This window comes from Sphingopyxis granuli (genome assembly GCF_001559015.1).
In the GTDB taxonomy this organism is placed as follows: Bacteria; Pseudomonadota; Alphaproteobacteria; order Sphingomonadales; family Sphingomonadaceae; genus Sphingopyxis; species Sphingopyxis granuli.
In genome coordinates, this window is record NZ_CP012199.1 from 3,373,829 (window position 1) to 3,392,142 (window position 18,314).

Below are 18,314 nucleotides of genomic sequence, written 5' to 3' on the forward strand. Positions count from 1 at the left end.
TGCGGGAGAATGTGGCATATTCGCCATGAATAGCGGGTTTACGCCGGCGCCCCTTTTTCACGACCTTGCCCGCGCCGGACCCTCGCGGTAGGAGCGAGCGCATGAAAGCGACCATCTGGCACAATCCCGCCTGCGGCACCTCGCGCAAGACCCTCGCCATCCTCGAAGAGACGCCCGGCGTCGAGGTCGAGGTCGTCGAATATCTGAAGACGCCCTACACCGCCGACAAGCTGCGGCAACTCTTCGCGGACGCCGGGCTGACAGCGCGCGAAGCGCTTCGCCTGCGCGGCACCGACGCCGAGGAGCGGGGCCTGCCCGACGCGGGCGAGGATGCGATCATCGCCGCGATGGTGGCCAATCCCGCCTATGTGAACCGGCCCTTCGTCGAAACCGACAAGGGCGTGCGTTACTGCCGGCCGCAGGACGTGGTACGGGAAATTCTCTAGACTGCCGTCCCGTCACGGACATTGCACGCCAACGCTGCCCGGCGGCACGCAGATGAGATACGTCCCGTCATCGCCGCGTCGCAGCTTCCAGCGCATTTTCCGGCCGTCCCGAATGTGCGTGTGGCCGAAATAGCGGACGGTGATGACGCGGGCCAGGCGCTGACCGCTCAGCACGCGCGAGACGTGCAGTCTGGCCGTCATCCAGCCGTGACCCAGCACGTCATCGGGATCGTTCGTCGATTGATAATCGTGGAGATTTTCGAGCCGTCCAATCAGGTCCACATAGGGCGTCGCCGCAGGCGCTTCGGCGGCCGCCCCGGAACCGAGCATCAGCGCGCCAACCAGCGTGGCTGAGTGTCTCCACGGCATCCCGCACCTCCCCTTGGTTATTCTTCATGCGGCCGAAATCCGACCGCCCGCGATATGGAATCGCATCACCGGGCCCGGCATCGCGTCGAACAGCGCCGGCTCGGTTCCGGTCAGCCACGCCTGCCCGCCCTGCCCCGCAAGCCGTTCATAGAGCGCGGCGCGGCGCGAGGGGTCGAGGTGCGCGGCGACCTCGTCGAGCAGCAGCACCGGCCGTCGCCCCCGCGCCCGCGCCACGCAATCGCCGTGCGCGAGGATGAGCGAGAGCAGCATTGCCTTCTGCTCGCCGGTCGAGCAGCGCGCCGCCGCGCGGCCGCTCGCGGCGTGGACGGCGGACAGGTCGTCGCGGTGCGGTCCGGCGGTCGCCCGCCCCGCTGTCGCATCGATCCGCCGCCGCCCCGCGAACAGCGCACGCAGCGCCTCGGCCGTCCATGGTTCGGCGCGGGCCTCCCCTTCGCTGTCGACGAGCGTCAGCAGCGGCCGCGCGAAGGGGGCGTCGGGCTGCTGCGCCAGTTCGGCGGACAGCGCCGCGAGCGTGTGCTGCCGCGCGGCGTCGATTGCGGCGCCATGCTCGGCGAGTTGCGCTTCGAGACTGGCAAGCCATTGCGGGTCCGTCGAAGCCGCGTCGGCGAGCAGCTTGCCGCGCGCCCGCAGCGCCGCCTCGTAGCGGTTGCCGTGCTGCGCGTGGCGGGGATCGAGCGCCAGCACCAGCCGGTCGAGAAAGCGCCGCCGGTTCCCCGCGGTCTCGACAAACAGCCGGTCCATCGCGGGGGTGAGCCACAGCACCGACAGCCAGTCGCCGAGCGCGGTCGCCGCCGCCGCGCCGCCGTTGATCCGCACCAGCCGCCGCCCCGGATGCGCGGGCTCGATCCCGGTGCCGAGCGCGACCGGCGGCAGATCGTCGCCCGCAAGCACCTCCGCGAACACCGCGAAGCCGCCGCCCGCCCCATCGCGCACCATCTCGGCGAGCGGCGCGCGGCGCAGCCCGCGCCCCGGCGCGAGCAGCGAGATCGCCTCCAATATATTGGTCTTGCCCGCGCCATTGTCGCCGTGGAGCGCCACCAGCCCCGGACCGGCAGCCAGATCCGCGCCGGCGTGATTGCGAAAATCGGTCAGCGAGAGGCGGATCAGCGTCATCGGCTTTCCGCGTAGGATATTTCCCACGCCAAGGGAAACCGCTCTTTCACCCCGTGCGGCGCGGCAGCGGGATCAGCGGGCGGGTTCATTGGCCACGAACCGGGGAGACGGACCAACCTTCCATGCGGAGATGACGAAAAACGCCCCGTCGAATCCAAGTCGCATAGATTATGCCGATCAATGGTATTTTTCACCATCATCGCGCAATTCTCACAACGAAATAAAATATCAAAACCGCAAGAACAGCGCTGAACCGCCAATGAACGCAATTGGCACGATCCCTGCATAACACGGGACATCCACCGGATAGTCCGGATGGGAGGAAAGAAAGGAACTTCACAATGGCCCGTTTCGACATGGACTCGTTCAAAAGCTACGCCCTCGCCGCCTTCGCATCGCTCTATGCCTCGGCCCTGCTGATGGCGATCGCCGCCCAGAACGCGCAGGTCGGCTCGCTGGTCGTCTGACCGGCCGCCGCCTTCGCCAGCAACTCCGGCCCCCGTGGCCGGGATCGAAAGGAACAATATGAAACAGGGTTTTCGCAAGAATCGTCAGGACGGCCTGATCTTCGGGGTCTGTGCCGGCCTGGCCGATCAGTTCGGCTTCGACGTCTTGTGGACACGCGTCGCCTTCGTGGCGCTGACCTTGCTCGGCTTCGGCCTGCCGCTGCTGCTCTACCTGACCGTCGCGATCCTCGCGCCCTAGCAGCACCGGGCCGGCCGCCTTCGAGGCGCCAGCACCGGCCCGCCCATTTCCAGAACCAGAAGCCCGTCGGCCATGCCGGCGGGCTTTTTCATTCATCGATTCAGCGCGCCCTTTTCGGGAACAAACGGTCGGTGCGCGCGCAATATTCGTCCCATGCGTCGCCGAAACGGCCACGCATCAGAGCCTCCTCGTTCGGAACGCGAAGGAACCACATGGCCGCGAAGGCGGGCACGACCAGAAAGCCGGCGATCCAATTATGGATCAACAGCGGCTGCGCGAGCGCCGATATCCAGATCGCGGCATACATGGGATGGCGAATACGGGCATAGATGCCCTTTGCGACCAACTGGTGCCCGTCGCGAACCTCCAGCCCCGGACTCCAGTTGCGGCCAAGGTCCGCATGGCTGCGCCAGAACAGCCACAGATAGGCGGGCTGCGCCAGCGCCCCGATCGCCGTCGCCCAGTCGGGCAGCGAATAGTCGGCAAAGCCAAGGCCCCCTACCGCAAGATGAAGAAGGGGCAGCACCATCATCGCAAGAAACATCGCCGCAAGCAGCAGGATTTCGTCCAGTCCTTTGCGCGCATCGACCACGATATTGGCGCGGTTGCGCTTCGCATGCGGCGTGCGAATGGCGAAGGTCGCGACGAAGGCCGCGAGCCAGACCAGCGCGCCCCAGCCATTCTCCCGCCATCGCAGCGCGGCAGCCAGCAACAACGCGAGAGCGACGATCACGGTCGCCGCCATGACCAGCCCTTTCAGGATCGGTCGCTGCGCCTTGTCCGCCATCTTTCCCTCCCGTGCATGCGTCGATGGCTGCCGCTTACTATATTTGATATTGATTCTCAATATCTATTGAAAAGAGGGCCAGCCGGAAACTCTCGGTCTCTTGCCCATGCCGAACTCGTTTCGACATCCGTGGCCGACCTCACCTTCATTCAAGGACGGCCGTATCCCTTGAAGCTGGGGATTATCCCTGTCCGACATGGATTGTGTTCCCCGGCGAAAGCCGGGGTCCATGCCAGATGGCGCTGCCACTTCCGGACCCGGCTTTCGCCGGGGAACGAGACCCGCCATGAGATTCAAGGGAGAGACGAACCAATCCCGTTCAGGGTAGCGCAACAGGAAGGATTGGCCGTGCCGAACGCAGACATATTCGCGAGCCACCGGCCTTCCAAAAGAAAGCCCCGCCGGATCGCTCCGGCGGGGCTACTTTCCTTTGGCCGTCGGGCCAGCGTGGGGCTTATTCTTCCTCGCCGCCTTCGGGACGGTCCTCGACCATCACGTCATCGGTGGTGAAGTCCTCGCCCTGCACCTTGCCGAGCGGATCGTCGCCCAGCGCAGCTTCGGGGCCCTGCGCCAGTTCGGCCGCATGCTCCTCGGCCGCCGTCTGCGGCGCGACGAGGTGCGCCTCGTTCGCGGCGCGCATGGCGGCGCGCAGCGCGGCGTCCTTCGACGAAGCGGTGACGCGGACGCGGTTCATCGCCGCACCGGTGCCGGCCGGGATCAGACGGCCGACGATGACATTCTCCTTGAGACCCATCAGCGAGTCGACCTTGCCCTGCACCGATGCTTCGGTGAGAACGCGGGTCGTTTCCTGGAAGGACGCCGCCGAGACGAAGCTGCGCGTCTGCAGGCTCGCCTTGGTGATGCCGAGGAGGACCGGGCGACCCTCGGCAGGCTTGCCGTTCTTGGGCAGCTTGGCGTTATATTCCATCATCTCCAGATAATCGAGCTGCTCGCCCGGCAGCAGCGTGGTGTCGCCGCCGTCGGTGATCTCGACCTTCTGCAGCATCTGGCGGACGATCACCTCGATGTGCTTGTCGTTGATCTTCACGCCCTGGAGTCGATAGACTTCCTGGATCTCCGCGACGAGGAACTCGGCCAGCGCCTCGACCCCCATGACATCGAGGATGTCGTGCGGGTTGGGCGAGCCGCTGATCAGCGCGTCGCCGCGCTTCACATAGTCGCCTTCCTGCACCTCGAGCACCTTCGACTTGGGGATCAGATATTCGACCGGATCGCCCTCTTCCGGAACGATCGCGATCTTGCGCTTCGCCTTGTAGTCCTTGACGAATTCGATGCGGCCGCTGATCTTGGCAATCACCGAATTATCCTTGGGGATACGCGCCTCGAACAGTTCGGCGACGCGCGGCAGACCGCCGGTGATGTCGCGCGTCTTCGACGCTTCGCGCGTGACACGCGCCAGCACGTCGCCCGCCTTCACATCCTGCCCGTCGTCGACCGAGATCATCGTGCCGACCGCGAGCAGGTAGCGCGCCGCTTCGCCGCTCGTCTCGTCGAGCAGGGTCAGTCGCGGCTGGAGCTCTTCCTTCTTGCCGCGGCCCGTGGCGCGATATTCGATGACGACGCGCTGCGCGATGCCGGTCGCCTCGTCGACCTGTTCGGCCAGCGTCTTGCCGTCGATCAGGTCCTGATACTTCACGACACCGTTCTTTTCGGTGATCAGCGGCATGGTGAACGGATCCCATTCGGCGATCCGGTCGCCCTTCTTCACCTTTTCGCCATCCTTGTGCATGATCTGCGCACCATAGGGCAGACGATGTGTCGCGCGCTCGCGGCCCTCGGGGTCGATGACCGCGATCTCGCCCGAACGCGACAGCGCCAGACGGCGGCCGCGCTGATCGACGATCGTTTCCATGTCGCGATATTCGATCGTGCCGTCGGAGATCGCCTCCAGGTTCGACTGTTCGTTGACCTGCGCCGCGCCGCCGATGTGGAAGGTTCGCATCGTGAGCTGCGTGCCCGGCTCGCCGATCGACTGCGCCGCGATGACGCCGACCGCTTCACCGATGTTCACCGGCGTGCCGCGCGCGAGGTCGCGGCCATAGCATTTGGCGCAGACGCCCAGTGCCGCTTCGCAAACGAGCGGGCTGCGGATCTTGACCGCCTGAACCTCGGCCTCCTCGATCTTCGCGACCGTGGCTTCGTCGAGCAGCGTTCCGACCGGCGCAAGCAGCGTACCGTCGGAATCGGTGACGTCCTCGAGCGTCGTGCGGCCGAGGATGCGCTCGCCGAGCGACGCGATCACCGATCCGCCCTGCACGATCGCACGCATTTCCATACCGCGATCGGTGCCGCAATCCTCCTCGATCACCACGCAATCCTGCGACACGTCGACGAGACGGCGGGTCAGATAGCCCGAGTTCGCCGTCTTGAGCGCCGTGTCCGCCAGGCCCTTGCGGGCGCCGTGGGTCGAGTTGAAATATTCGAGGACGGTCAGGCCTTCCTTGAAGTTCGAGATGATCGGCGTTTCGATGATCTCGCCCGACGGCTTGGCCATCAGCCCGCGCATGCCGGCAAGCTGCTTCATCTGCGCCTGCGAACCGCGGGCACCCGAGTGCGCCATCATGTAGATCGAGTTGATCGGCGCGAGGCGGCCGTCGTCGAGCTTCGGCGTGGCGCGAATCTCGTCCATCATCGCGTTCGCGACCTTGTCGCCGCACTGCGACCAGGCGTCGATCGCCTTGTTGTATTTTTCCTGCTGCGTGATCAGACCGTCCTGATACTGCTGCTCGAAATCCTTCACCAGGGCGCGCGTCTCGTCGACCAGCTTCTCCTTGGCCGCCGGGATGATCATGTCATCCTTGCCGAACGAGATGCCGGCACGGAAAGCGTGACGGAAGCCCAGCGCCATGATCGCGTCGGCGAACAGCACCGTCTCCTTCTGCCCGGTGTGGCGATAGACCTGGTCGATGACGTCGCCGATCTCCTTCTTGGTGAGGAGGCGGTTGACTACGTCGAAGGGCACGGTGTGCGACTTCGGCAGGCATTCGCCGATCAGCATGCGGCCCGGGGTGGTCTCGAACCGCTTGAGGTAGCTGTTGCCCTGCTCGTCGGTCTGCGGGACGCGGCTGACGACACGCGTGTGCAGCGTCACCGCGCCCGTATAGAGCGCCTGGTGCACCTCGGCCATGTCGGCGAGCAGCATGCCCTCGCCCGGCTCGCCCTCGCGCTCCATCGACAGATAATAGAGGCCGAGCACCATGTCCTGCGACGGCACGATGATCGGCTTGCCGTTCGCGGGGGACAGGATGTTGTTGGTCGACATCATCAGCACGCGCGCTTCGAGCTGCGCTTCGAGCGACAGCGGGACGTGCACGGCCATCTGGTCGCCGTCGAAGTCGGCGTTGAACGCAGCGCACACCAGCGGGTGAAGCTGGATCGCCTTGCCCTCGATCAGCACCGGCTCGAACGCCTGGATGCCGAGGCGGTGGAGCGTCGGCGCGCGGTTCAGCAACACCGGATGCTCCCGGATCACCTCGTCGAGGATGTCCCAGACTTCCTTGCGTTCCTTCTCGACCCACTTCTTCGCCTGCTTCAGGGTCATCGACAGACCCTTGGCGTCGAGGCGCGCGTAGATGAAGGGCTTGAACAGTTCGAGCGCCATCTTCTTGGGCAGGCCGCACTGGTGCAGCTTGAGTTCGGGGCCGGTCACGATGACCGAACGGCCCGAATAGTCGACGCGCTTGCCGAGCAGGTTCTGGCGGAAGCGGCCCTGCTTGCCCTTGAGCATGTCGGACAGCGACTTGAGCGGACGCTTGTTGGCGCCGGTGATCGTGCGGCCGCGGCGGCCGTTGTCGAATAATGCGTCGACGGCTTCCTGCAGCATGCGCTTTTCGTTGCGGACGATGATGTCCGGGGCGCGCAGTTCCATCAGCCTTTTCAGGCGGTTGTTGCGGTTGATGACGCGGCGGTAGAGGTCGTTGAGGTCCGAGGTCGCGAAGCGGCCGCCGTCGAGCGGCACCAGCGGGCGCAGTTCGGGCGGGATCACCGGGATGACTTCCAGAATCATCCATTCGGGACGGTTGCCCGATTCGATGAAGCTCTCGACGACCTTCAGACGCTTGATGATCTTCTTGGGCTTCAGCTCCGACTTGGTCGTCGCCAGCTCTTCCATCAGGTCGGCGCGTTCCTGTTCGAGATCGAGATTCTCGAGCAGCACGCGGATGGCCTCGGCGCCGATCCCGGCACTGAATGCGTCCTCGCCATATTCGTCCTGCGCGTCGAGCAGTTCATCCTCGGTGAGGAGCTGGAACTTCTCCAGCGGCGTCAGGCCAGGTTCGAGGACGATATAGGCCTCGAAATAGAGGACACGCTCAAGCTGCTTGAGCTGCATGTCAAGCAGCAGGCCGATACGCGACGGCAGCGACTTCAGGAACCAGATGTGCGCGACCGGCGCGGCCAGTTCGATATGACCCATGCGCTCGCGGCGGACCTTGGTCACCGTGACCTCGACGCCGCACTTCTCGCACACGATGCCCTTGTATTTCATGCGCTTGTACTTGCCGCACAGGCATTCGTAATCCTTGATCGGACCGAAGATGCGTGCGCAGAACAGGCCGTCGCGTTCGGGCTTGAACGTGCGGTAGTTGATCGTCTCGGGCTTCTTGATCTCGCCGAACGACCACGAGCGGATGCGCTCGGGGCTGGCGATGCCGATCTTGATCATGTCGAAGGTTTCGGGCTTCGCCACCGGGTTCATGAAGTTGGTAAGCTGGTTCATATTTCAGGCTCCATCTTCCCCTCTCGCGGCAAGCAAGAGGGGTGAGGAAAAAATCATTCGGCGGCTTCGGGAAGAGCGTCCGGACCTTCGTCGGGATCTTCGTCCGAATAGGACGACAGTTCGACGTTGAGGCCCAGCGAGCGCATTTCCTTGACGAGTACGTTGAAGCTTTCGGGAATGCCCGCCTCGAAGGTGTCGTCGCCCTTGACGATCGCTTCATAGACCTTGGTGCGGCCGATCACGTCGTCGGACTTCACCGTCAGCATTTCCTGCAGCGTGTACGCCGCGCCATAAGCCTGGAGCGCCCAGACCTCCATCTCGCCGAAGCGCTGGCCGCCAAACTGCGCCTTACCGCCCAGCGGCTGCTGGGTGACGAGGCTGTAGGGGCCGATCGAGCGCGCGTGGATCTTGTCGTCGACCAGGTGGTGCAGCTTGAGGATATACATATATCCTACCGTCACCCGGCGGTCGAAGCGGTCGCCGGTGCGGCCGTCATACAGATCGACCTGACCCGAGCGATCGAGCCCGGCGCGTTCGAGCATCGCCGACACGTCGCCTTCGCGCGCGCCGTCGAACACCGGCGTCGCGAAGGGCACGCCCAGCGACAGCCGCCCGGCGAGGTCGACGACCTGATCGGGGGTCCGCGCCTCGATGTCGGCGGCATAGTCCTCGCCATAGGCGTTGAGCAGCGCCTCGCGGACCGCCTCGGGCGGCGAGGCCGCTTCGGGGTTCGGGTTCGCCGCGCGCCACTCGTCGAGCGCCGCGGTGATCTGCCGCCCGAAGCCGCGCGATGCCCAGCCGAGATGCGTTTCGAGGATCTGACCGACGTTCATGCGGCTCGGCACGCCCAGCGGGTTGAGCACGACATCGACGTGCGTCCCGTCCTCGAGGAACGGCATGTCCTCGATCGGCAGGATGCGGCTGATGATGCCCTTGTTGCCGTGACGGCCGGCCATCTTGTCGCCCGACTGCAGCTTGCGCTTGATCGCGACGAACACCTTGACCATCTTGAGCACGCCCGGCGCCAGTTCGTCGCCGCGCTGCAGCTTTTCGACGCGATCCTCATATTTCGCGTTGATGCGCTTGATCGCCTCGTCATACTGCGCCTTGATCGCTTCGAGCGCGGCCTGTGCGCGGTCGTCGACGACGGCGAGCTTCCACCAGTCGGAGCGTTCGAGCTCGACAAGCTGCTCCTCGGTCAGCGCCTCGCCCTTCTTCATGCCCTTCGGCACCGCGCTTGTGGTCTGGCCGACCAGCAGTTCCTTGAGGCTGGAGAAGGTCGCGCGGTTGAGGATCGAGCGTTCGTCGTCGGCGTCCTGCTTCAGCCGCTCGATCTCCTCGCGTTCGATCGCGATCGCGCGCTCGTCCTTGTCGATGCCGTGGCGGTTGAAGACGCGAACCTCGACGACCGTGCCAGACACGCCCGGCGGCAGGCGCAGCGAAGTGTCGCGCACGTCGCTCGCCTTTTCGCCGAAGATGGCGCGCAACAGCTTTTCTTCCGGCGTCATCGGGCTTTCGCCCTTCGGCGTGATCTTGCCGACCAGGATGTCGCCCGGGCCGACCTCGGCGCCGATATAGACGATGCCCGCCTCGTCGAGGTTGCGCAGCGCTTCCTCGCCGACGTTCGGAATGTCGCGGGTGATGTCTTCCGGCCCGAGGCGCGTGTCGCGCGCGGTGACCTCGAACTCCTCGATGTGGATCGAGGTGAAGACGTCGTCCTTCACGATGCGCTCGGAAATGAGGATCGAGTCCTCATAATTGTAGCCGTTCCACGGCATGAAGGCGACGAGCACATTCTTGCCGAGCGCCAGTTCGCCCAGTTCGGTCGACGGACCGTCGGCGATGATGTCGCCGGTGCGGATCACCTCGCCCACCTTCACCAGCGGGCGCTGGTTGATGCAGGTATTCTGGTTCGAGCGCTGGAACTTCTGCAGGCGATAGATGTCGACGCCCGACTTGCCCGGTTCGACCATATCGGTCGCGCGGATGACGATGCGGGTCGCGTCGACCTGGTCGACGATGCCGCCGCGGCGCGCCGCGATCGCCGCGCCCGAATCGCGCGCGACGGTGCCTTCCATGCCGGTGCCGACCACCGGCGCCTCGGCCCGCAGCAGCGGCACCGCCTGACGCTGCATGTTCGATCCCATCAGCGCGCGGTTGGCGTCGTCGTTCTCGAGGAAGGGGATCAGCGACGCCGCGACCGAAACAAGCTGCTTCGGCGACACGTCCATCAGCGTGATCTGGCCCTTCGGCGCCATCAGGAATTCGCCGGCCTCGCGCGCCGAGATCAGCTCTTCGGCAAAGCTGCCGTCGGGGTTGAGATCGGCATTCGCCTGCGCAACGGTGTGCTTCGATTCCTCCATTGCCGACAGATAGACGACCTCGTTGGTCACCTTGCCGTCGACGATGCGGCGGTACGGCGTCTCGATGAAGCCGTATTTATTGACGCGCGCAAAGGTCGCGAGGCTGTTGATCAGACCGATGTTCGGACCTTCCGGCGTTTCGATCGGACAGATGCGGCCGTAGTGGGTCGGGTGAACGTCGCGGACCTCGAAGCCCGCGCGCTCACGTGTCAGACCGCCCGGCCCGAGCGCCGACACGCGGCGCTTGTGCGTCACTTCGGACAGCGGGTTGGTCTGGTCCATGAACTGCGAAAGCTGCGACGAGCCGAAGAATTCGCGCACCGCGGCGACCGCGGGCTTCGCGTTGATCAGGTCGTTCGGCATGACGGTCGACACGTCGACCGACGACATGCGCTCCTTCACCGCGCGCTCCATGCGCAGCAAGCCGACGCGATACTGATTTTCCAGCAGTTCGCCGACCGAACGGACGCGGCGGTTGCCGAGATTGTCGATATCGTCGATCTCGCCCTTGCCGTCCTTCAGGTTCACCAGTTCCTTGACCACAGCGAGGATGTCCTCGCTGCGCAGCGTCGTCACCGTGTCCTCGGCATCGAGACCGAGGCGCATGTTGAGCTTGACGCGGCCGACCGCCGACAGGTCGTAACGCTCGGGGTCGAAGAACAGGCCGCCGAACAGCGCTTCCGCCGTCTCACGCGTCGGCGGTTCGCCGGGGCGCATGACGCGATAGATGTCGCTCAGCGCCTGGTCGCGGTCCTCGGCCTTGTCGGCCTTCAGCGTGTTGCGGATCCACGGGCCGGTGTTGTTGTGATCGATGTCGAGCAGCACCAGCTTGTCGATGCCCGCCGCGTCCATCTTTTCGAGATTCTCGGCCGTCACTTCGTCGCCGGCCTCGATATAGATTTCGCCGGTCGCGTCGTTGATCAGGTCATAGGCCGAATAGCGGCCGAAGATTTCCTCGGTCGGGATCAGCAGCGTGTCGAGTCCGTCCTTCGCCGCCTTGTTGGCGAGACGCGGGCTGATCTTGTGGCCCGCGGCGAAGACGACTTCGCCGGTCTTGGCGTCGACGACGTCGAACGCGGGCTTCGCACCGCGCCAGTTCTCGACGACGAAGGGCACCTTCCAGCCGTTCTCGGCGCGCTCGAAGACGAGGCGGTCGTAGAAGAAATTGAGGATGTCCTCGCCCGACATGCCCAGCGCATAAAGCAGAGTCGTGACCGGCAGCTTGCGCTTGCGGTCGATGCGGACGTTGACGATGTCCTTGGCGTCGAACTCGAAATCGAGCCACGAGCCGCGATAGGGAATGACGCGCGCGGCAAACAGATATTTGCCCGACGAGTGCGTCTTGCCGCGGTCGTGGTCGAAGAGCACGCCCGGCGAGCGGTGCATCTGCGACACGATGACGCGCTCGGTGCCGTTGATGAAGAAGGTACCGTTCTCGGTCATGAGCGGCATGTCGCCCATGTAGACGTCCTGTTCCTTGATATCGAGGACCGAGCGGGTGTCGGTTTCGCTGTCGACCTCGAACACGATCAGGCGCAGCGTGACCTTCATCGGTGCCGCATAGGTGATGCCGCGCTGACGGCATTCCTCGACGTCGTATTTCGGGTCTTCGAGTTCGTAGTGGACGAAGTCGAGTTCGGCGGTGCCGGCGAAATCGCGGATCGGGAAAACGCTGCGCAGCGTCTTTTCGAGGCCCGAGACATAGCCGACCGAGGGGTCGGACCGCAGAAACTGTTCATAGGATTCGCGCTGCACCTCGATGAGGTTGGGCATTTCCACCGCTTCGTGGATGTTGCCGAACAGCTTGCGGATTCGCTTGCTTGCGGTTGCTTCGAGGGCCTTGCCCACCGACGTCGCCTTGGTCGCCATATGTGATTGTCTCGCCTGCAAAAAATCAAGTCGCGAGCGCGATAGGGACGCAAAAAGGCCGCAGGCAACCGTTGCCGGTTTACCGCAGCTTCTCAACGCATCCCGAAATCCCCGACGCCCTATTCCTGTGGCCCGCTGCGCAAGGTCGGACCCGTCCCGGACGTAAGGAGGTGTGGGCGCGATATAGGATCGGAGGCGCGCGCTGTCAACGTGGGGAGGTTGCCGCCATGCCCGACGCCATGCCTGCGCGCCGCAGCCCTCACGTCATGCTGAACTTGTTTCAGCGTCCATGGCCCGCCCACCCGGTTTACGCAGCGTTTGCCGCAAGGCTCCGCCATGGATGCTGAAACAAGTTCAGCATGACGAAGCATGTTGGAGCGGGCCCGGACTCTCAGCCGCAATCGCCTCCGACGGCGCAGACCTCGCCCTCCTGCCCGACCGGCGGAATCGCGCCCTCCCCCTCGTCGAGCAGTTGCTGGATCGCGGCGCCGACGGCGAGGTCTGGGACATGGCCGAAGCGATGCAGGCGAAGGCGGCCCTGCCGGTCGATCAGCAACAGGCTCGGCGTGCCGCGCAGACCATAGCGCGCCATCGTAACTGGCATGCCCGCCGGATCGTCGTGGCGATCGACCGCCACCGGAAAGGCGATGCGATATTCGTGGAGAAAGGGTTCGAGCGACACCGGGGTCATCGCGGCATGATGTTCGAACACGCTGTGCAAGCCGATGACGACGACCGCTTCCTTCGGGAACAGCTCGTATATCCGCTGGAGCTGCGGCAGGCCGTTGGCGACGCAGCCGGGGCACAGCATCTGGAAGGCGCCGATCGCGACGACCCGGCCGCGCAGCGCCGCGAGCGACAGCGGCGCGCTGTTGAACCAGCGCGCGATATCGAGTTCGGGGGCAAGCGCGCCCGATCCGGCCGTCACCGGCCCTTCCAGTAATCGTTCGCCGCGGCGACGGTCGCGAAATGGGTCGCGACGACCTGCGACGCGGCGATCAGTGAATCGGCATTGCCGCCATAGGCCGCCCGGCCCGCGTCGCGGACCGCGGCGTCGGGCTGCGTCAGCTTGACCGCGACACGCGCCATCTTGACCGCGAGCGCAAAACCCTCTTCGGGCGTTTCGGTCGTCAGGCTCGGCAGCCAGCTTGCGTCACTCATCCTTTTTCTCCTTTGCGGGCGCCCGGACTCGGACAGCCGCGGCGAGCCTAGGCCTTTGCAGCCAAAAATGCACATCGGCGCCGAGCGCCGTCGCCGCCCCGTCGCGGCCGATTACACGACTCGTCCCGCCGCACGCACGGTTCGGCAGCATCGCGTTGGCCATATCGCGCGCTGGCGGGTTCAGCGTGCGTGTCTGTTGATCACCAAGGAGAATGAACGCGATGCGAAAGATCGCCTGTTTGATGACGTCTCTTTCCCTCGGCATGGCCCTCGCCGCCGCTGCCCCGGCGGCAGCGCAGGAAGCGGCCCAGGCCGCGGCCGGCCCCAATCTTGCGCCCGGAACGGTCGTCTATGATTCCGAAGGCGCCGAAATCGGTCCGGTTTCCAGCGAGGTCGGCGACAATATCGTCGTGATGCTGGGCGACAAGCCGGTCACCCTGCCCAAGAATGCGTTCGGCCAGTCGGACAAGGGTCCCGCGATCACCATCACCCGCGCGCAGTTGACTGCTGCGGTCGATCAGGCGGCCGCCCAGACCGCCGCCGCACTCGACGCCGCGATCCAGCCGGGTGCCGACATCCTCGGCGCGAATGGCAGCGCCGTGGTCGGCAAGGTCAAGCTGGTCGAAGCCGACGGCATCGTCGTCGCGACGTCGAGCGGCGACGTCAAGATGCCGCGCCATGCCTTCTTCCTCTCGCCCAAGGGCCTCGCCACCAGCTTCACCGCCGAGCAGTTCGCCGCGGCCGTCGCCGAAGCGACCGCTCCCGCTGCCGCGAGCGAAGCGGTTGCCGATGCCGATACCGAGACGCCGGATCGCTCTGCGAACTGACGCATCGAGGATCGCAAACAGGAAGGGCGCGGAACCATCGCGGTTCCGCGTCCTTCTTCGTATGGGTGCATCCGGAAGGAGGGTTCCTATTCGGCGACGCCGAAGGTCAGGCCGACGACCTTCTCCACCATCGTCTCGTCCCATGCGACCCGGTGATCGAGGATCAGCATGGCGAGGCCATGGACCACGGCCCAAGCGTGGAGCGACGCGGGTTCGGGATCGTCGAGATCGGGCAGCGCCTGCGCCACCCCGGCGCGCAGCAGATGATAGGCGGTCTCTCCCCCGTCGGCGCCGCCGTCGCGATAACGCTCCGGCATCTGCCGCGTGAAGCTCAACCGGAAGATCGCGGGCTCGTCATGCGCGAAGCGGACATAGGCGATGCCGGTCGCAAGGAAGCCCGCCTTGCCGCCGCCCGCCTTCAGCCACGCCTGCGCCTGAAGCGCGCCTAGCCGCCGCAGCCCCTCGTCAGCAAGCGCGTCGAGCAAGGCCTCTTTGTCGGGGAAATGGCGATAAAGGGCAGTGGCGCTCACCCCCACGTCACGCGCCAGTGCGCGCAGGCCCAAGTCGCTCCCGTCGCCCTCCGCCAGCCGCTTCATCCCCGCCGCGATGACCGCCGCGCGCAGATCGCCGTGGTGATAGGAGCCGCCCCGCGGCACGGTGCCCTCCGCATCCGGTGCCGGCGCGGCCAGACCGCTTTCCAAGTTGACACTGTTATCATCGACTGTCATGTTGCCACCGTAAACATAGCGACTCGATCGCGCAAGCGCAGAGTCCGGACCGAGGAGCAGAGGAGCACTGCCATGGCCAGCAACGTCGAAAATCTGATCCGCAGCGCGGTGACCAAGGGTATCACCAAGGTGGCGGACTATAATCGCAGGCGCCTGCCCCGTCCGACCGACGCGCATCCCTATCTGAGCGGCATCCACACGCCGATGACCGAGGAACTGACGCTGGAGGCGCTGCGCGTCGAGGGCGATATTCCTGCCGCGCTGTCCGGCCGCTACCTGCGCAACGGCCCCAATCCGGCTCTCCCCCCCGATCCCGCGAGCTACCACTGGTTCACGGGCGCCGGAATGGTCCATGGCATCCGCATCGAAGACGGCCGGGCGCACTGGTACCGCAACCGCTGGGTGCGCGGGGCCGAGGCGTGCGAGGCGCTCGGCGAACCGTTGCCGCCCGGACCGCGCGGCGACCGCAACGACGCGCCGAACACCAATGTCGTCGGGCTGGCCGGGCGAACCTTTGCGATCGTCGAGGCGGGCGGCAAGCCGGTCGAGTTGTCCGACACGCTGGACAGCATCGCGCACAATCCGTTCGACGGCACGCTCGCCGGTCCCTACAGCGCGCACCCGCACCACGACCCCTTCGCCAACGAGACGCATGCAGTCACCTATGCCGGGGGCGAGCCGAACCGCGTGTGGCACGTCGTCCTCGACGCCGACGCGCATGTGATCCGCGAAGAACCGGTGGCGGTCAGCGACGGGCCGTCGATCCACGACTGCGCGATCACCGAACATTATGCGCTGGTCTTCGACCTGCCCGTCACCTTCTCGATGAAATCGCTGCTTGCCGGGCACAGCTTTCCCTATGCGTGGAACGAGCATCATCGGGCTCGGGTCGGCCTGCTGCCCCGCACCGGGCGCGGCGACGACATCGTCTGGGTGCCGGTCGATCCCTGCTATGTCTTTCACCCCGCCAATGCGTTCGAGACGGCGGACGGCAAGGTGATCGTCGATGTCGTCGCGCACGACACGATGTTCGCGCGCTCGAAACGCGGCCCCGACAGCGAACGGTCGCGCCTCGAACGCTGGATGATCGATCCCGCTGCGCGGACGACGCTGCGCACGGTCATCGACGACCAGCCGCAGGAATTCCCGCGTTACGACGAGCGGCTGACGACGCGCCCCTATCGCTATATCTACAGCGTCGCGCTGCCCGAAAGCGCCGGCGCCGAGATGGCGATCGCCGAGACACGGCTGCTGCGCCACGATCTGGAGAAAGGCACGACCGAAGCGCGCGACTTCGGCCCCGGACGCCATCCCGGCGAATTCGTCTTCGTGCCGCGCGCGGCGGCGGGCGCGGAGGATGACGGCTGGCTGATCGGGCTGGTCGTCGACATGAACGACCAGACGACCGAACTGATGATCCTGAACGCCGACGACTTCAACGGACCGCCGCAAGCCGTCGTGCATCTGCCGCACCGGGTGCCGCCGGGGTTCCACGGCAACTGGGTCGCCGACTGACGCCTTCGGGCGGACGCAGCAGCACCCAATCTTCGCCCAGCCGCCTCAGGACAACGGCTCATCGTGGAAATCGGCTGTTTTGGGCAGCGCTTTGCGCGCGCCATCCGTTCGATTGTCACTATGACAAGACATATTGCCCTCTCCCGCCCCGCCACGAGCGCGATTGCCGCGCTCATGGTCCTGTCCGCCCCTGCCGCTTTCGCGCAGGAAGCGCCGACGGCGCCTCCCACCGTATCCCCCACGATGCCGATGAGCCCGCCGGTCGCCGCACCGACCGTTCCGGCACCCGGCCCGGCCGCTTCCACGGCCCCCGTCGCCACGCCGCCCGCGCCGCAGCCGGTGATCCGCGTTCCCCTCGATATCGCGCCGCCCGACGAGGCGGGCACGCCCAAGGCCGAACCGAAGGCGGCAGCCGCGGCGGCCCCGACACAGGCGCAGCGTGCCCCGGCACGGCCGCGCGCGGCAAATCCCGCTCGGGCCGCCGCCGCGCCGGCGCCCGTCGAAACGGCTCCCGCCGAAACAGCCGAAGCGGCGCCAGCCGCCGAGATGACGGCGGCCGCTCCGCTTGCCGCAGCCCCCGCGACCGTTGCGCCGCCGGCCGAGCTCATGGCTGAACCAGTTGCGCAGCGCGCGACGGGCAATGACGCCTTTCCCTGGGAGATCGTCGGCGGCGCCGCGGCCCTGCTGGTGATCGGCGGCGCTGGCCTCGCCTTCGCACGCCGCCGGCGCACGGTGGATGAAGAAGACGCGTTCGACACCGTCTTCATCGACGATACCCGTGCAATCGATCCGGTCCCGGCGGTTCCCGCACCCTCGCCGACGCCGCCGAGCGCGCCCGCCTTTGCCGCAACCCCTGCTGCCGGCACGGGTCGTCACGAAGCGATGGCGATGGCCGGCCCTACCCCGGACAACCCCTTCGTCACGCTTCGCAAGCGCCTCGTGCGTGCGCGCTTCCTCGATCGACAGGACCGCGCCCGCTACGACGCCATGCTCGCGGGCCAGAAGGACCTGCGCCGCAAGCCGGTGAGCGCGTGGGAGGTTTCGCAGCGCCCCGCCCCGGCCCCGGCGGCCGAGCAGGAGGTACGCCGGCCGGCGCCAAGTCGTCTGGGCGAGACGCGCCGTCCCGGCCTGACTCGCGGCTGACCAACAGAAACCAACAGAAAAAGGGCGGCGCCATGCGGCACCGCCCTTTTTCTTTTAGCGGAAGCGGCGGAACAGGCCCGCCGCGACCCGCACGACCGATTACTTGAGTTCGACGGTCGCGCCGGCAGCTTCCAGCTTCTTCTTGATTTCTTCGGCTTCCGCCTTGTTGGCGCCTTCCTTGACGGCCTTCGGCGCGCCTTCGACGAGCGCCTTGGCTTCGCCCAGGCCCAGGCCGGTGATCGCGCGGACTTCCTTGATGACGTTGATCTTCTGACCACCATCGCCCGTCAGGATGACGTCGAATTCGGTCTGCTCTTCGGCAGCCGGAGCGGCGCCACCAGCGGCGGGAGCGGCAACCGCAACCGCGGCCGCGGCCGAAACGCCCCACTTTTCTTCGAGCAGCTTCGAAAGCTCGGCGGCTTCCAGAACGGTCAGCGCCGACAGGTCTTCAACGATCTTGGCAAGATCAGCCATGTTCATTCTCCATATGGGACCGGGAAAACCCGGTGAATTGTTGCAGATAGATAAT

General features: G+C 65.9%; 15 protein-coding genes. 6 read left to right on the forward strand and 9 right to left on the reverse strand.

The window, feature by feature from the left end:
• Positions 1–101: 101 nt before the first annotated feature.
• A complete protein-coding gene (locus SGRAN_RS15435) occupies positions 102–446 on the forward strand; it encodes an arsenate reductase family protein (protein ID WP_067185124.1) in 345 nt (114 codons plus the stop codon).
• 12 nt (positions 447–458) lie between these two features.
• On the opposite strand, the gene SGRAN_RS15440 is transcribed toward SGRAN_RS15435, so the two are convergent.
• Entirely contained in the window at positions 459–815 is a 357-nt protein-coding gene (locus tag SGRAN_RS15440; RefSeq protein WP_148650893.1) for a hypothetical protein, read from the reverse strand.
• A 24-nt stretch (positions 816–839) separates the two neighbouring features.
• Positions 840–1,949 carry a DNA replication/repair protein RecF gene (gene recF / locus SGRAN_RS15445; RefSeq protein ID WP_067185130.1) on the reverse strand — a complete coding sequence of 370 codons (1,110 nt, stop codon included), beginning with the start codon at positions 1,947–1,949 and terminating at the stop codon, positions 840–842.
• A 341-nt stretch (positions 1,950–2,290) separates the two neighbouring features.
• On the opposite strand from recF, the gene SGRAN_RS23185 reads away from it, so the two are divergent.
• Together SGRAN_RS23185 and SGRAN_RS15450 are read left to right on the forward strand one after the other, a co-directional pair.
• On the forward strand, positions 2,291–2,416 hold the full coding sequence (locus SGRAN_RS23185; protein ID WP_255211446.1) for a hypothetical protein: 126 nt from the start codon (positions 2,291–2,293) through the stop codon (positions 2,414–2,416).
• A gap of 58 nt (positions 2,417–2,474) precedes the next feature.
• Positions 2,475–2,654 carry a PspC domain-containing protein gene (locus tag SGRAN_RS15450; protein ID WP_067109263.1) on the forward strand — a complete coding sequence of 60 codons (180 nt, stop codon included), beginning with the start codon at positions 2,475–2,477 and terminating at the stop codon, positions 2,652–2,654.
• 100 nt (positions 2,655–2,754) lie between these two features.
• On the opposite strand, the gene SGRAN_RS15455 is transcribed toward SGRAN_RS15450, so the two are convergent.
• The 5 genes from SGRAN_RS15455 to SGRAN_RS15475 all read right to left on the reverse strand — a co-directional run bounded on the left by SGRAN_RS15455 (position 2,755) and on the right by SGRAN_RS15475 (position 13,572).
• Complete coding sequence (locus SGRAN_RS15455) at positions 2,755–3,441, reverse strand: protein-S-isoprenylcysteine O-methyltransferase (protein ID WP_210434153.1); 687 nt, start codon at positions 3,439–3,441, stop codon at positions 2,755–2,757.
• A 454-nt stretch (positions 3,442–3,895) separates the two neighbouring features.
• Positions 3,896–8,179, reverse strand: coding sequence for a DNA-directed RNA polymerase subunit beta' (gene rpoC, locus SGRAN_RS15460; RefSeq protein ID WP_067185132.1), 4,284 nt, complete (start codon positions 8,177–8,179; stop codon positions 3,896–3,898).
• Positions 8,180–8,232: 53 nt separating this feature from the next.
• Complete coding sequence (gene rpoB / locus SGRAN_RS15465) at positions 8,233–12,411, reverse strand: DNA-directed RNA polymerase subunit beta (protein ID WP_067185134.1); 4,179 nt, start codon at positions 12,409–12,411, stop codon at positions 8,233–8,235.
• 391 nt (positions 12,412–12,802) lie between these two features.
• A complete protein-coding gene (locus tag SGRAN_RS15470) occupies positions 12,803–13,339 on the reverse strand; it encodes a redoxin domain-containing protein (RefSeq protein WP_067185137.1) in 537 nt (178 codons plus the stop codon).
• Positions 13,336–13,572 (reverse strand): hexameric tyrosine-coordinated heme protein, encoded by a 237-nt coding sequence (locus SGRAN_RS15475; RefSeq protein ID WP_067185140.1) that lies wholly within the window; start codon positions 13,570–13,572, stop codon positions 13,336–13,338. The genes SGRAN_RS15470 and SGRAN_RS15475 overlap by 4 nt, the downstream gene beginning before the upstream one ends.
• Positions 13,573–13,814: 242 nt before the next feature.
• On the opposite strand from SGRAN_RS15475, the gene SGRAN_RS15480 reads away from it, so the two are divergent.
• On the forward strand, positions 13,815–14,399 hold the full coding sequence (locus SGRAN_RS15480; RefSeq protein ID WP_237233534.1) for a hypothetical protein: 585 nt from the start codon (positions 13,815–13,817) through the stop codon (positions 14,397–14,399).
• 86 nt (positions 14,400–14,485) lie between these two features.
• Here SGRAN_RS15480 and SGRAN_RS15485 read toward each other — a convergent pair whose 3' ends face one another.
• A complete protein-coding gene (locus tag SGRAN_RS15485) occupies positions 14,486–15,127 on the reverse strand; it encodes a TetR/AcrR family transcriptional regulator (RefSeq protein WP_067185142.1) in 642 nt (213 codons plus the stop codon).
• Between the two features lie 72 nt (positions 15,128–15,199).
• Between SGRAN_RS15485 and SGRAN_RS15490 the strand changes: the two genes are divergently transcribed.
• Together SGRAN_RS15490 and SGRAN_RS15495 are read left to right on the forward strand one after the other, a co-directional pair.
• Positions 15,200–16,642 (forward strand): 8'-apo-carotenoid 13,14-cleaving dioxygenase, encoded by a 1,443-nt coding sequence (locus SGRAN_RS15490; protein WP_067185146.1) that lies wholly within the window; start codon positions 15,200–15,202, stop codon positions 16,640–16,642.
• Between the two features lie 120 nt (positions 16,643–16,762).
• Entirely contained in the window at positions 16,763–17,785 is a 1,023-nt protein-coding gene (locus SGRAN_RS15495; RefSeq protein WP_210434154.1) for a hypothetical protein, read from the forward strand.
• A 99-nt stretch (positions 17,786–17,884) separates the two neighbouring features.
• Here SGRAN_RS15495 and rplL read toward each other — a convergent pair whose 3' ends face one another.
• A complete protein-coding gene (gene rplL, locus SGRAN_RS15500) occupies positions 17,885–18,259 on the reverse strand; it encodes a 50S ribosomal protein L7/L12 (RefSeq protein WP_067109294.1) in 375 nt (124 codons plus the stop codon).
• Between the last annotated feature and the right edge of the window lie 55 nt (positions 18,260–18,314).

Coding starts and splice junctions, on each gene's coding strand:
- SGRAN_RS15435 (WP_067185124.1), top strand. CDS start 102: ATGAAAGCGACCATCTGGCACAATCCCGCCTGCGGCACCTCGCGCAAG.
- SGRAN_RS15440 (WP_148650893.1), bottom strand. CDS start 815: ATGCCGTGGAGACACTCAGCCACGCTGGTTGGCGCGCTGATGCTCGGT.
- recF (WP_067185130.1), bottom strand. CDS start 1,949: ATGACGCTGATCCGCCTCTCGCTGACCGATTTTCGCAATCACGCCGGC.
- SGRAN_RS23185 (WP_255211446.1), top strand. CDS start 2,291: ATGGCCCGTTTCGACATGGACTCGTTCAAAAGCTACGCCCTCGCCGCC.
- SGRAN_RS15450 (WP_067109263.1), top strand. CDS start 2,475: ATGAAACAGGGTTTTCGCAAGAATCGTCAGGACGGCCTGATCTTCGGG.
- SGRAN_RS15455 (WP_210434153.1), bottom strand. CDS start 3,441: ATGGCGGACAAGGCGCAGCGACCGATCCTGAAAGGGCTGGTCATGGCG.
- rpoC (WP_067185132.1), bottom strand. CDS start 8,179: ATGAACCAGCTTACCAACTTCATGAACCCGGTGGCGAAGCCCGAAACC.
- rpoB (WP_067185134.1), bottom strand. CDS start 12,411: ATGGCGACCAAGGCGACGTCGGTGGGCAAGGCCCTCGAAGCAACCGCA.
- SGRAN_RS15475 (WP_067185140.1), bottom strand. CDS start 13,572: ATGAGTGACGCAAGCTGGCTGCCGAGCCTGACGACCGAAACGCCCGAA.
- SGRAN_RS15480 (WP_237233534.1), top strand. CDS start 13,815: ATGACGTCTCTTTCCCTCGGCATGGCCCTCGCCGCCGCTGCCCCGGCG.
- SGRAN_RS15485 (WP_067185142.1), bottom strand. CDS start 15,127: ATGACAGTCGATGATAACAGTGTCAACTTGGAAAGCGGTCTGGCCGCG.
- SGRAN_RS15490 (WP_067185146.1), top strand. CDS start 15,200: ATGGCCAGCAACGTCGAAAATCTGATCCGCAGCGCGGTGACCAAGGGT.
- SGRAN_RS15495 (WP_210434154.1), top strand. CDS start 16,763: ATGACAAGACATATTGCCCTCTCCCGCCCCGCCACGAGCGCGATTGCC.
- rplL (WP_067109294.1), bottom strand. CDS start 18,259: ATGGCTGATCTTGCCAAGATCGTTGAAGACCTGTCGGCGCTGACCGTT.